Annotated in this window: 14 protein-coding genes; 11 read left to right on the forward strand and 3 right to left on the reverse strand. The window is 71.0% G+C overall.

Annotation, left to right across the window (positions count from 1 at the left end):
* Positions 1-256: 256 nt before the first annotated feature.
* On the reverse strand, positions 257-1,540 hold the full coding sequence (locus tag ACLJT4_RS37905) for an MFS transporter (RefSeq protein WP_411129582.1): 1,284 nt from the start codon (positions 1,538-1,540) through the stop codon (positions 257-259).
* Positions 1,541-1,703: 163 nt separating this feature from the next.
* On the opposite strand from ACLJT4_RS37905, the gene ACLJT4_RS37910 reads away from it, so the two are divergent.
* Positions 1,704-2,858: a ferrochelatase gene (locus ACLJT4_RS37910; RefSeq protein WP_411129584.1), complete on the forward strand. Its 1,155-nt coding sequence runs from the start codon at positions 1,704-1,706 to the stop codon at positions 2,856-2,858.
* A gap of 35 nt (positions 2,859-2,893) precedes the next feature.
* Positions 2,894-3,709 (forward strand): inositol monophosphatase family protein, encoded by an 816-nt coding sequence (locus ACLJT4_RS37915; RefSeq protein WP_411129586.1) that lies wholly within the window; start codon positions 2,894-2,896, stop codon positions 3,707-3,709.
* Between the two features lie 85 nt (positions 3,710-3,794).
* Here the strand turns inward: ACLJT4_RS37915 and ACLJT4_RS37920 are convergent, their stop codons facing one another.
* On the reverse strand, positions 3,795-3,965 hold the full coding sequence (locus tag ACLJT4_RS37920) for a hypothetical protein (RefSeq protein ID WP_016576170.1): 171 nt from the start codon (positions 3,963-3,965) through the stop codon (positions 3,795-3,797).
* A gap of 311 nt (positions 3,966-4,276) precedes the next feature.
* On the opposite strand from ACLJT4_RS37920, the gene ACLJT4_RS37925 reads away from it, so the two are divergent.
* From ACLJT4_RS37925 to ACLJT4_RS37940, 4 genes are all read left to right on the forward strand, one after another.
* The gene (locus tag ACLJT4_RS37925) at positions 4,277-4,930 is read left to right on the forward strand and encodes a response regulator transcription factor (protein WP_016576171.1); all 654 of its coding nucleotides are present in this window, start codon (positions 4,277-4,279) and stop codon (positions 4,928-4,930) included.
* Between the two features lie 6 nt (positions 4,931-4,936).
* A complete protein-coding gene (locus ACLJT4_RS37930) occupies positions 4,937-6,202 on the forward strand; it encodes a sensor histidine kinase (RefSeq protein WP_411129589.1) in 1,266 nt (421 codons plus the stop codon).
* A 545-nt stretch (positions 6,203-6,747) separates the two neighbouring features.
* The gene (locus tag ACLJT4_RS37935) at positions 6,748-7,050 is read left to right on the forward strand and encodes a DUF4193 domain-containing protein (RefSeq protein WP_016575747.1); all 303 of its coding nucleotides are present in this window, start codon (positions 6,748-6,750) and stop codon (positions 7,048-7,050) included.
* Positions 7,051-7,061: 11 nt separating this feature from the next.
* Positions 7,062-7,958: a hypothetical protein gene (locus ACLJT4_RS37940; RefSeq protein ID WP_411129592.1), complete on the forward strand. Its 897-nt coding sequence runs from the start codon at positions 7,062-7,064 to the stop codon at positions 7,956-7,958.
* On the opposite strand, the gene ACLJT4_RS37945 is transcribed toward ACLJT4_RS37940, so the two are convergent.
* The gene (locus ACLJT4_RS37945) at positions 7,871-8,341 is read right to left on the reverse strand and encodes a DUF3093 domain-containing protein (RefSeq protein WP_411129594.1); all 471 of its coding nucleotides are present in this window, start codon (positions 8,339-8,341) and stop codon (positions 7,871-7,873) included. The two genes, ACLJT4_RS37940 and ACLJT4_RS37945, sit on opposite strands and share 88 nt — an antisense overlap.
* A 58-nt stretch (positions 8,342-8,399) precedes the next feature.
* Here ACLJT4_RS37945 and ACLJT4_RS37950 point away from each other — a divergent pair, with 58 nt between their 5' ends.
* The 5 genes from ACLJT4_RS37950 (at position 8,400) to kdpA (ending at position 12,396) form a co-directional block, all read left to right on the forward strand.
* Positions 8,400-8,993, forward strand: a complete 594-nt coding sequence (locus ACLJT4_RS37950; protein WP_411129596.1) for a PaaI family thioesterase — start codon at positions 8,400-8,402, stop codon at positions 8,991-8,993.
* 5 nt (positions 8,994-8,998) lie between these two features.
* Positions 8,999-9,511 (forward strand): dUTP diphosphatase, encoded by a 513-nt coding sequence (gene dut, locus ACLJT4_RS37955; RefSeq protein ID WP_174505053.1) that lies wholly within the window; start codon positions 8,999-9,001, stop codon positions 9,509-9,511.
* A gap of 1 nt (position 9,512) precedes the next feature.
* Positions 9,513-10,271: a DUF3710 domain-containing protein gene (locus tag ACLJT4_RS37960; RefSeq protein ID WP_016575742.1), complete on the forward strand. Its 759-nt coding sequence runs from the start codon at positions 9,513-9,515 to the stop codon at positions 10,269-10,271.
* A gap of 327 nt (positions 10,272-10,598) precedes the next feature.
* A complete protein-coding gene (gene kdpF / locus ACLJT4_RS37965) occupies positions 10,599-10,688 on the forward strand; it encodes a K(+)-transporting ATPase subunit F (RefSeq protein ID WP_016575741.1) in 90 nt (29 codons plus the stop codon).
* Positions 10,689-10,719: 31 nt separating this feature from the next.
* Positions 10,720-12,396 (forward strand): potassium-transporting ATPase subunit KdpA, encoded by a 1,677-nt coding sequence (gene kdpA / locus ACLJT4_RS37970; protein ID WP_016575740.1) that lies wholly within the window; start codon positions 10,720-10,722, stop codon positions 12,394-12,396.
* The last annotated feature ends 24 nt before the right edge of the window (positions 12,397-12,420 follow it).

Here is a 12,420-nt window from a genome sequence, read left to right on the forward strand (position 1 = left end):
CGACCGCGCACGAAGTCAACGGCACGCCTGTGAAGTCACCCGCGGTGGTGGGGTGGTGGGGCGCCACGCGTGGTGGCGCGGAAAAGGAGCGACGACGGTCGTGCCGGCGCGGTGGACGGGAAGGCGGCCAGGGCGCGGGGACGGAACGGAGGGAAGAAAGGCGCGCTCCCGTAGGACGAGGAGCGTCAGTACGGCAACGGCGCGGACCACGTGCCCGCGGGACACCGGTACGCGCCGTTGCCCCAGGAGGCGGGGTTCAGCCCGCCCGTGTCTCGTCGTGGTGATCAGCGGCGGACTGCGTCGGGGCCGGAACGCTGCCGGCCGCGGGGGAGGCGGGGGCCAGCACGCCCCGGGGACGGAGCCAGCGGTAGCCGGCCAGCGCCACCAGCGCGGCCAGGACGCCCGCGGTGAGCGGCACCAGGTAGCCGCGCGCGGCACCGGCCGCGTCCACCACCCAGCCGGCCGCCGACGAGCCGAGCGCCACCCCCACCGCGAGTCCGGTGCTCGTCCACGTCATGCCCTCGGTCAACTTCGTCCGCGGCACGTGCTCCTCGACCAACGCCATGGTCGTCACCATCGTCGGCGCGATCGACAACCCGGCGAGGAACAGCGTGGCGGCCAGCAGCACCAGCGAAGCGCTCAGCGACGCCGCCAACTGGAGCGGCACCATGCTCACCGCCATCGCGACCATCCCCACCAGCCACCGCCGCGACGGCGGCCCCGCCAGGTGCAGCAGCCCGAACACCGCGCCGGCCACGCACGACCCCAACGCGTACACCGCCAGCACCAGGCTCGCCGCCGCCTTGTGCCCGGTCTCCTGCGCGAACGCCACGGTCACCACGTCGATCGCCCCGAAGATCGCGCCGGTCGCCACGAACGTCGCCACCAACACCCGCAGTCCCGGCGACCGCAGCGCGGATCCTCCGGTGTGCTGCTCGCGCGGATGCGGCACCGGCTCCGTCGCGCGCTGCGCGGTCAGCCAGACCACCCCGACCGTCAGGAACACCCCGGCCAACAGCGGCCCGGCCTCCGGGAACCACGCCGTCGACAGCCCGATCGACAGGATCGGGCCGACGATGAAGCACATCTCGTCGACGATCGACTCCCACGAGTACGCGGTGTGCAGCTCCCGCGGCGAGCCCCGGTACAGCTCCGCCCAGCGCGCCCGCACCATGGAGCCCACGCTCGGCACGCAGCCCGCACAGGCCGCGAAGGCGAACAGCGTCCAGTCCGCCCACCGCTGCTGGGCGCTCAGCAGCAGCCCGGCGACCGCCGCCAGCGACACCAGCGTCGCCGGACGCAGCACGCGGCGCTGCCCGTGCCGGTCCACGAGGCGGGAGATCTGCGGCCCCAGGACCGCCGCCGAGAGCGCGAGCGTCGCGGACAGCGCCCCCGCCAGCCCGTACCGGCCGGTCAGCTGGGACACCATCGTGACGATGCCGATGCCCATCATCGACAGCGGCATCCGCCCCAGCAGTCCTGCGGCGGAGAACGACTTGGTGCCGGGGCGCCCGAAGATGGCGCGGTAGGGACTGGGCAACGGGGTGCTCCGCCGGGTGAGGAAGTCGGTAAGGAATGTCTGTGGCCGATACAGCTTACGGGTGGCGGGGCGTCCGGCGCCTCCCGGTTTCCGCCCCGGTTCCGGCCCGCCCAACCGGGGCCTGACCCCTCGCGACCGCCCGGGGGGTGGGAGGATCGGAGGCATGCCAGAACAGTGCGACCCCCGCCCCTATGACGCCCTGCTGCTGCTGTCCTTCGGAGGCCCCGAAGGCCCCGACGACGTCGTGCCGTTCCTGGAGAACGTCACCCGCGGCCGCGGCATCCCCCGCGAGCGCCTCAAGGAGGTGGGCCAGCACTACTTCCTGTTCGGCGGCGTCAGCCCGATCAACGCCCAGAACCGCGAGCTCCTCGACGCACTCCGCAAGGACTTCGCCGACCACGGCCTCGACCTGCCGGTCTACTGGGGCAACCGCAACTGGGCGCCCTACCTGACCGACACCCTGCGCACCATGGTCACCGACGGCCACCGCCGCATCGCCGTCCTCGCCACCAGCGCCTACGCCTCGTACTCCGGCTGCCGCCAGTACCGCGAGAACCTCGCCGACGCGCTCGCCACCCTCCAGGCCGAGGGCCTGGACGTCCCGCAGGTCGACAAGGTGCGCCACTACTTCAACCACCCCGGCTTCATCCGGCCCATGGTCGACGGCGTCCTCGCCTCCCTCGCCGGACTCCCCGAGGAGGCCCGCGCCGGCGCCCACATCGCCTTCACCACGCACTCCATCCCGACCGCGGCCGCCGACACCTCCGGCACCCCCGAGGACCACACCGACGACGGCACCGGCGGCGCCTACGTCGCCCAGCACCTGGACGTCGCCCGGGTCATCGCCGACGCCGTACGGGACGAGACCGGCATCGACCACCCCTGGCAGCTCGTCTACCAGTCCCGCAGCGGCGCGCCGCACATCCCCTGGCTGGAACCCGACATCTGCGACCACCTGGAGGAACTGCACGGCGCCGGCGTCCCGGCCGTCGTCATGGCCCCCATCGGCTTCGTCTCGGACCACATGGAGGTCAAGTACGACCTCGACACCGAGGCCACCGCCAAGGCCGCCGAACTGGGACTGCCGGTCGCCCGCTCCGCCACCGTCGGCGCCGACCCCCGGTTCGCAGCCGCCGTCCGCGACCTCCTCCTGGAGCGCGCTGCCGCCGAACGGGGCACCACCCCCGAACGGTGTGCCCTGGGCGCCCTCGGCGCCTCGCACGACCTGTGCCCCCTCGGCTGCTGCCCGGCCCGCGCCGCCCGTCCGGCCGCCGCCGGCGCGGACTGGACCGGCCCCACGGTCCAGACCCCCGCCTGAGCCCCCGACCACCGCTCGTCCGAGCAAGGAGCACCGTGCCCGACCCGCAGCACCCCGACCCCCTCCACGACGAACTCCTCGAACTGGCCCTGGAGGCCGCGCACCGCGCCGCGACCCTGCTGCGCGACGGCCGCCCCGCCGACCTGGGGGTGGCCGCCACCAAGAGCAGCCCCATCGACGTCGTCACCGAGATGGACCTCGCCTCCGAGAAGCTGATCACCGACTTCATCGGGGAGCACCGTCCCGCCGACGGCTTCCTGGGGGAGGAGGGCGCCGGCAGCCCCGGCACCAGTGGCGTGCGCTGGGTCATCGACCCCGTGGACGGCACCGTCAACTACCTCTACGGGTTGCCCTCCTGGGCGGTGTCCATCGCCGCGGAGCAGGACGGCGAGACGGTCGTCGGCGTCGTCGCCGTCCCGATGCGGGGCGAGACCTTCCAGGCCGTCCGCGGCCGCGGCGCCCACCTCAACGGCGAGCCGATCCGCCACCGGCCCGCCCCGCCGCTCCCGCAGGCCCTGATCGCCACCGGCTTCGGCTACCTCACCGAGCGGCGCGCCGCCCAGGCCGAGGTCGTCCGCGCCCTGCTGCCGCAGGTCCGCGACATCCGCCGCGGCGGCTCGGCCGCCATCGACCTGTGCGACGTGGCCTGCGGCCGCCTCGACGGCTACTACGAGCGCGGCCTGAACCCCTGGGACCACGCGGCCGGCGTCCTCATCGCCGACGAGGCCGGCGCGCTCACCGGTGGCCGCCCCGGCCTCCCCGCCGCCCATGAACTGACCGTCGCCGCCTCCCCGGGCGTCTTCGGCGCACTCCAGCCGTTGCTGGACGACCTCGGCGCCTGGCACGACTGACCGGCCCGCACCGGGTGCGGACATGGCTGCGCCCCGGCACCTTCCCCTGGTGCCGGGGCGCAGCCGCCGTCCTCGGCGGGCCGGATCAGGCGCTGACGGTGTACCGCACGCCGTGCTCGGTCGCCAGGCGCTGCAAGTCCTCAAGCTCTGCCAGCTCAACCTCGGCAAGGAGCTCGTCACCCGACTCGCGGGCCCGGACCAGATCGGCTTCGGTGTTCCGTATGCGCTGCAAAATACCTGCGGTGAACGCGTCCATGGTGCGCCCCCTCGTCGTGGGTCGGTGGGCACGGGGGTGTGCCGACGGGTGGGTCGATCACGGCGTGGTCCCTGCGAGGGAAACGGAGCGTGGCAAGACGCCGATACAGGGCGTGATCGCGGGTGTGCAGTCGTCCTCCCCACGCGCACGCTCAGGGAAACCTCAACCGGTCCGGGAATCCGGGCCGCAGCCGCCCCTGACCCCTTCCTCCACCCCTCTTACCGCCGGTTTATGACTCTTCGGGGCAGGATGGAAGGGCTCTGAACGTTGTTGTGCCCTGCTCATCGCGGGCCGTAAGGAAGGACTGCGACGTGCGTGTTCTCGTCGTCGAGGACGAGCAGCTGCTCGCCGATGCTGTGGCCACCGGACTGCGCCGGGAGGCCATGGCCGTCGACGTGGTCTACGACGGCGCCGCCGCGCTGGAACGGATCGCGGTCAACGACTACGACGTGGTGGTCCTCGACCGCGACCTGCCGCTGGTCCACGGCGACGACGTCTGCCGCAAACTCGTGGAGCTGGGCATGCCCACCCGCGTCCTGATGCTCACCGCCTCCGGTGACGTCAGCGACCGCGTCGAGGGCCTGGAGATCGGCGCGGACGACTACCTGCCCAAGCCGTTCGCGTTCACCGAGCTGACCGCCCGGGTCCGCGCCCTGGGCCGCCGGACCACGGTGGCCCTGCCGCCCGTCCTGGAGCGCGCCGGGATCAAGCTCGACCCCAACCGCCGCGAGGTCTTCCGCGACGGCCGGGAGGTCCAGCTCGCCCCCAAGGAGTTCGCGGTCCTGGAGGTCCTCATGCGCAGTGAGGGCACCGTCGTCTCGGCCGAGCAGCTCCTGGAGAAGGCCTGGGACGAGAACACCGACCCGTTCACCAACGTCGTCCGGGTCACGGTCATGACGCTGCGCCGCAAGCTCGGCGAGCCCGCGGTGATCGTCACCGTGCCCGGCTCGGGATACCGGATCTGACCGCCGATGCCCTCCCTGCCCTCCTTCTCCAGTTCCAAGGCCGCACCGCCGCCTCCGGTCCCGCCCAAGCCCGCCTGGGACCCGAAACCGGTCAACGTGCGGCCCTTCCCCTGGCTGCGCCCCACGATCCGGATACGGCTCACGCTGCTCTACGGCGGCATGTTCCTGATGGCCGGCATCGTGCTGCTCACGATCATCTACATGCTCGCCGCGGCCGCCCTGCACGACGGCAGCGCCCTGCCGTTGAAGATCCTCGGCGGGAAGTTCCAGTCCACCAGCGACATCTGCGACCTGCCCACCGAGACCTCCGGGGCGCTGCTCCAGGAGGCGGTCAACAACTGCCTGATGCATCAGCGGGCGGTGGCCCTCAACAACCTCCTCAACCGGTCGCTGCTGGCGTTGTTGGGTTTGACGATCGTGGCGTTCGCGTTCGGTTATGCGATGGCGGGGCGGGTGTTGTCGCCGTTGGGGCGGATCACGCGGACCGCGCAGCGGGTGGCGGGGTCGGATCTGCACCGGCGGATCGAATTGGGGGGTCCGGATGACGAGTTGAAGGAGTTGGCGGACACCTTCGACGAGATGTTGGACCGGTTGGACCGGGCGTTTGAGTCGCAGCGGCGGTTCGTGTCGAACGCGTCGCATGAGTTGCGGACGCCGTTGGCGATCAATCGGACGTTGTTGGAGGTGCAGCTGGCCGATCCGGCGGCGTCGGCGGAGGTGCAGCAGCTGGGGAAGACGTTGTTGGCGACCAATGAGCGCAGTGAGCAGTTGGTGGAGGGGTTGCTGCTGCTGGCGCGCAGTGAGAACAAGATCGTGGACAAGCGTCCGGTGGATCTGTCGGAGGTGGCGTCGCAGGCGGTGGATCAGACGCGGGAGGAGGCGCAGGCCAAGGGGGTGGAGCTGCGTGGGGTGCGTCAGCAGGTGTTCGTGCAGGGCAACGGGGTGTTGTTGGAGCGGATCGCGTTGAATCTGGTGCAGAACGCGGTGCGGTACAACGTGCCGGAGGGGGGCTGGGTGGAGGTGACCACCGAGCCGCACCCGGGGTGCGCGGTGCTGGTGGTGTCCAATACGGGTCCGGTGGTGCCGGCGTATGAGGTGGAGAACCTCTTCGAGCCGTTCCGGCGGCTGCGCACCGAGCGGACCGGCAGCGACAAGGGCGTCGGCCTGGGCCTGTCCATCGTCCGCTCCGTGGCCCGCGCCCACGACGGCACCATCACCGCCCAACCCCGCGAGGGCGGCGGCCTGGACATGCGCGTGGTGCTCCCCCTCTGACACCCCCGTCGCGGCCCCTGTGCGGCTGCTGGAGACGTCGCAGGGGTGGCCGGAGGGTTCCGGGCTACCGACGCGTACGGTCGCCCGCACGTCGGCCGTACACCTCGATCCCGTCCGTTCCCGTCCGGCCTTTCGGTTTGACGGGACGGGGGGTCTCCGGGGATCCTTCGCCGAGTTCGCTTTGCGCTGAATTCGGCGGGTCCGCCCGCCGCCTTGATCGTGTGTGATCCCTCACAGGGGCCCCTTTCCGGCCATCTACCCTCCGTGATCGAAATGCCTGGTGGAAAGCCGGGAAAATCCGGGTTTCCCAAGGCCCTGATCACGGGAAGTACACGTGATGGGCTGCGCGAGGTGCGACATTCGGACCGTGTACGGTCCTGATCGCCATCCAAACCGATCACCTCTTCAGGGGTGCGGTTGGGTGTCGATTGAGTAACAGACCTTGATGTGAGGCAAAATCTCCGCCTCAGGTCGGGCACAAGTCCGGCCTCTCACGCGTTACGAGCGCTGAGACACCGCAGACACCCAGAGGGGGAGAGCGACAAATGGCTACGGATTACGACACTCCACGCAAGACCGATGACGACCTCAACGAGGACAGCATCGAAGAACTGAAGTCGCGGCGGAACGACAAGTCCGCCTCGGCCGTCGACGTCGACGAGTTCGAGCAGGCCGAGGGCCTGGAACTCCCCGGCGCCGACCTGTCCAACGAGGAACTCGCGGTCCGCGTCCTGCCCAAGCAGCAGGACGAGTTCACCTGCATGAGTTGCTTCCTGGTCCACCACCGCAGCCAGCTGGCTGCCGAGGACAAGAACGGCAACCCGATCTGCCGCGACTGCGCGGCCTGACCGGTTACGCCGTGCCAGGCGTGAACCCGTTCCGTAAGGGCCGCAAGGGCGGCTACGGTCCGGCGGCAGGCGCACGATCACGCGAAGAAACCGCGCCCGTGCCCGCCGACCCGAACGCCCTCCCCGAGGAACGGCCGGCCGGTGCACCCCAGCGGCGTGGCCGCCCGGCCGCGCTCGCGGACGCGGCCGTCCGCGGCGCCAGGAAGGGCCGCGACGGCGTACGGTCCGCGCTCGGCGCGATCGCCGACCGGATCATCGCCACCGCCCCCAGGATCCCGGTGCGCGACCTCGCCACCCTGCGTGCGCACTTCCCCGGACTGACCGCCGAGGAGCTCGCCGACAAGCTGGTGGCGGGTGCCTGCACGGGGACCGCCACGGTGGGCGCCGGCGTCGGGGCGGCCGCCATGCTGCCCGCCCCGCCGGCCATGCCCGCCGAACTCGCGGCCGAGGTGGCGGGCGTCGCCTCGGTGGAGATCAAACTGATCGCCGAACTTCACGAGGTCTACGGCCTGCGGCCCCCTGGGAACCGCACCCAGCGCGCCACCGCCTACCTGACGTCCTGGACCCAGGAACGCGGCATCGACATCGCCAAACCCGCCTCGCTGAACGTCGCGCTCGGCGGTCCGATGAGGCGCGAACTACGCCAGCAGATCATGAAGCGCACGCTGCGCAACCTGCCCAACCTCACGCCGTTCCTGGTCGGCGCCGTGGTCGGTGCGTTCCTCAACCGCCGCGACACCAGGAAACTCGCCGACAAGATCCGCGTGGACCTCCGGCGCCGCCAGATCTCCTGGGACACCCTTCCCGGCGCCTTGAGCGGTCAGCCGCGCGCCGATGGCGCCGACGACGCCGACGACGCCGACGACAAGGCCGCCACCAGCCGCTCCGGCTCGCGCGTCGACAAGTAGGCGTACGGCGTCGGGTCCTCGGGATCGCTGATCTCCACCCGCACCGCCGTCGGCACGTAGCTCCGCAGCAGCATGAACGCGCGCGCATCGGCCTTGTGCGTCCGCCAGGCCATGGCCTCCGCCGCGTCCAGTGCCTGCGCCTCACCCAGCGCCGACACCGGGATCTTCGCCTCCCCCGCGATCAGCGCACCGCCCACCACCCGGATCCGCACCGAGCCGTACGAGCTCACCGCCACCGCGGACAGCGCCGCGCCGCCGATCAGCCCGCCGAGCATCGGGAGCGTCCCCAGGGGGAGCAGCATCAGGGCACAGGCGATGCCGATGAGCGCGGCGATCACCCACCAGGAGCGGGGTGCGGTGAGACGTTCTTCGTACGACTGCATGCCCCCAGCTTGGCACGGCGGCACTCGGCCCTTATCCGCGCGGGTAGGGTCTGCACTCGTGAGTGGAACTGACCAACCCAGGACGCGGCTGACGCCACCCGCGGACGCCACGGCCCCGGTCCGGCACCCGGACGCGCCGGCCCCCGGAGAACTGCTCGGCGCGCACTACGAACGGTGCTTCGGCTGCGGCACGGGCCAGCCCCACGGGCTGCACCTGGAAGCCCGGGCCGGCGACGGCGTGAGCGTCACCGCCGAGTTCACCGTCAAGGAGGCCCACCAGGGCGCCCCCGGCCTGGCGCACGGCGGGGTGCTGGCCACCGCGCTCGACGAGACGCTCGGCTCGCTGAACTGGCTGCTGCGGGTGATCGCGGTGACCGGGCGACTGGAGACCGACTTCGTCACGCCGGTGCCGCTGGGCACGGTGCTGCACCTGGAAGCGCAGGTCACCGCCGTGCACGGCCGGAAGATCTACTCGACCGCGATGGGCCGGATAGGCGGGCCCGACGGCCCGGAGGCGGTCCGCGCCCGCGCCGTGTTCATCGAGGTCAAGGTCGACCACTTCATCGACAACGGAAGGACCGCGGAGATCGAGTCGGTGCTGGCCGACCCGGACCAGGTCAAGCGCGTGCGTGCCTTCGAGGTGAACCCGTGAGTCAGCTGCGGAATCCGGTCGACGTGCTGCTGCGCCGGCTCGACCCCGACGTCCCCGTCCCGTCCTACGCGCACCCGGGCGACGCCGGCGTCGACCTGGTGACCACCGAGGCCGCCGAACTGGCACCCGGCGAGCGCACCGTCCTGGCCACGGGAGTGTCGATCGCCCTCCCCGACGGCTACGCGGCGTTCGTGCACCCCCGCTCCGGGCTGGCGGCCCGTTGCGGACTGGCGCTGGTGAATGCCCCCGGGACGGTCGATGCCGGGTACCGTGGAGAGATCAAGGTGATCGTGGTCAATCTGGACCCGCGCGAGAGCGTGCGGTTCGAGAAGTACGACCGGATCGCCCAATTGGTCGTCCAGCAGGTCGAGAAGGTGCGCTTCCACGAGGTGGCGGAACTTCCCGGCTCGGCGCGGGCCGAGGGGGGATTCGGATCCACCGGCGGTCACGCGGCGGTGGACGGCTCCACGGGCGGGAATGAATACGCATCGGTCGGTCGCGACCGGGAAGGACAGTGACGTGTTCGGACGTCGCAAGAAGAACGAGGCTCCTGTAGAGCCGGCCGAGGACGCGGCGCTCGCCGACGAGGCGGAGACCGGCGAGGACGACGCGACGCAGCAGCGGCTCAACCTCCCGCCCGCGCCGCGCCCCGACGGTCCCTGGGACGTGTCGGAGGTCAAGGAGCCCGGCCAGGGCCGGGTCGACCTCGGCGGCCTCTACGTACCCGGTGTCGAGGGCATGGAACTGCGCGTCGAGGTCGCCGGTGACGCGATCGTCGCCGCGACCGTCGTCCTCCAGGACAGCGCCGTGCAGCTCCAGGCGTTCGCCGCCCCCAAGAACGAGGGCATCTGGGGCGAGGTCCGCGAGGAGATCGCCGCGGGCATCACCCAGCAGGGCGGCGTCATCGACGAGGTCGACGGCCCGCTGGGCTGGGAACTGCGCGCCCAGGTCCCCGTGCAGCTCCCGGACGGCGCCAACGGTGTCCAGGTCGTGCGCTTCGTCGGCATCGACGGCCCGCGCTGGTTCCTGCGCGGAGTGATCTCCGGGCAGGGCGCCGTGCAGCCGCAGGCCGCGGGCGTGCTGGAGCACATCTTCCGGGACACCGTCATCGTCCGCGGCGAGGGCCCGATGGCGCCCCGCGACCCGATCGTCCTCAAGCTGCCCGACGACGCCCAGATGGTGCCCGACGGCGTACAGCAGGACCAGGCCGGCGGGTCGCGCTTCGGCGGCGGCGTGGAGCGGCTGGAGCGCGGACCGGAGATCACCGAGATCCGCTGACCCACCGCGCAAGGCCGCACAGTGCAGAAACACCGTTGCGGCGGCTCAAACGTGACGGTCACGAGGGGCCGTACTCCCGGACAGGGGGTACGGCCCCTCGCCGTTTATGCAGGTCAGGTCGGGAAGCGTAAGAAAACCGTCAACGGAACGCTAATGGCCGTAAGGGAGGCGTCAACAGCGTTCAAGCGACGGAAGAACGACGGTTTGCTCTAGGGGTCCCATTCCGTCTGCCCATCTAGGAGCAACGATGGCCGACGTGGCCTTCGTCGTCGTCACCCTCGCGGTCTTCGCCGCGGTGGCTCTCGTCGCCAAGGGGGTGACGAAGCTGTGACCATCGAGAACATCGTCGGCCTCATCGTGGCCGTCGCCCTCCTCGGCTACCTGGTCCTCGCCCTCGTCTTCCCGGAGAGGTTCTGAGGTGTCGACAGCTGCCACCGCAGCGGGCCACATGAGCCCCGCTCTCGCGGGCGTCCTCCAGCTCACAGCGCTCATCGCGGCGCTCGCCCTGGTCTACCGCCCCCTCGGCGACTACATGGCCGCCGTCTACAGCTCCCCGCGCCACCTGCGCGTGGAGAAGGTCATCTACCGCTGCATAGGCGCCAACGCAGACACCCAGATGCGCTGGCCCGCCTACCTCCGCGGCGTCCTGGCCTTCTCCCTCGCCGGGATGCTCTTCCTCTACCTCCTCCAGCGCCTCCAGGGACACCTACCGCTCTCCCTCGGATTCGCCTCCATCAGCCCCGACCAGGCCTTCAACACCGCCGCCTCGTTCGTCGCCAACACCAACTGGCAGTCGTACAGCGGCGAACAGGCCATGGGCCACGTCGTCCAGACCGCCGGCCTCGCGGTACAGAACTTCGTCTCCGCCGCCACCGGCATGGCCGTCGCCGTCGCCCTCGTCCGCGGCTTCGCCCGCTCCCGCACCGGCGAACTCGGCAACTTCTGGGCCGACCTCGTACGCGGCACCATCCGCGTCCTGATCCCCCTCGCCATCGTCGGCGCGCTCATCCTCGTCGCCTGCGGCGCCATCCAGAACTTCGCCGGCATCCACGAAGTCGGCCAGTTCATGGGCGGCGCACAACAGACCAACGGCGGCGCCGTCGCCTCCCAGGAAGTCATCAAGGAACTCGGCACCAACGGCGGCGGCTACTTCAACGCCAACTCCGCCCACCCCTTCGAGAACCCCACCGCCTTCACCAACCTTTTCGAGATCTTCCTGATCCTCGTCATCCCCTTCTCACTCACCCGCACCTTCGGCAAGCTCGTCGGGAACGTGAAGCAGGGCTACGCGATCCTCGCCACCATGGGCATCATCTGGCTCGGCTTCACCGCACTCATGCTGTGGACCGAATTCGCCCACGGCGGCCCCGCGCTCCAAGCCGCCGGCGCCGCCATGGAAGGCAAGGAAGACCGGTTCGGCATCGGCGGATCCGCCATCTTCTCCGTCGCCACCACCCTCACCTCGACCGGAGCCGTGGACTCCTTCCACGCCTCCTACACCGCATTCGGCGGCGGCCTCCAACTCCTCGGCATGATGCTCGGCGAAATCGCCCCCGGCGGCGTCGGATCCGGCCTCTACGGCATGCTCGTCATGGCCGTCATCTCCGTCTTCATCGCCGGTCTCATGGTCGGCCGCACCCCCGAATACCTCGGCAAGAAGATCGGCACCCGCCAGATCAAACTCGCCGCCTGCTACATCCTCATCACGCCCACCCTGGTACTCGGCTTCACCGCCGCCGCCATGGTGCTCCCCGACGCCCTGGGCTCCATGCTCAACACCAAGGCACTCGGCGCCGGACCGCACGGCTTCTCCGAAGTCCTCTACGCCTACACCTCCGGCGCCAACAACAACGGCTCCGCCTTCGCCGGACTCAACGCCAACACCCCCTGGTACAACACCACGATCGGCCTCGCCATGCTGCTCGGCCGCTTCCTCCCCATGGTGTTCGTGCTCGCCCTCGCCGGCTCGCTCGCCGAACAGCAGCCCGTCCCCGAGACCGCGGGCACCCTCCGCACCGAAAAGCCGCTCTTCGCGGGGCTGCTCGTCGGCACCATCCTGATCATCACCGGTCTGACCTACTTCCCGGCGCTCGCCCTCGGGCCGCTGGCGGAGGGCCTGTCATGACCGCCCCCGTGAAACCGGAGGAGC

Source organism: Streptomyces sp. x-19 (assembly GCF_046549115.1).
In the GTDB taxonomy this organism is placed as follows: Bacteria; Actinomycetota; Actinomycetes; order Streptomycetales; family Streptomycetaceae; genus Streptomyces; species Streptomyces albulus_C.

Excerpts from the sequence above, each read along its gene's own strand:
- ACLJT4_RS37920 (WP_016576170.1), bottom strand. The coding sequence starts at position 3,965 with ATGGACGCGTTCACCGCAGGTATTTTGCAGCGCATACGGAACACCGAA.
- kdpA (WP_016575740.1), top strand. The coding sequence starts at position 10,720 with ATGAGCCCCGCTCTCGCGGGCGTCCTCCAGCTCACAGCGCTCATCGCG.
- ACLJT4_RS37930 (WP_411129589.1), top strand. The coding sequence starts at position 4,937 with ATGCCCTCCCTGCCCTCCTTCTCCAGTTCCAAGGCCGCACCGCCGCCT.
- ACLJT4_RS37945 (WP_411129594.1), bottom strand. The coding sequence starts at position 8,341 with ATGCAGTCGTACGAAGAACGTCTCACCGCACCCCGCTCCTGGTGGGTG.
- ACLJT4_RS37910 (WP_411129584.1), top strand. The coding sequence starts at position 1,704 with ATGCCAGAACAGTGCGACCCCCGCCCCTATGACGCCCTGCTGCTGCTG.
- ACLJT4_RS37935 (WP_016575747.1), top strand. The coding sequence starts at position 6,748 with ATGGCTACGGATTACGACACTCCACGCAAGACCGATGACGACCTCAAC.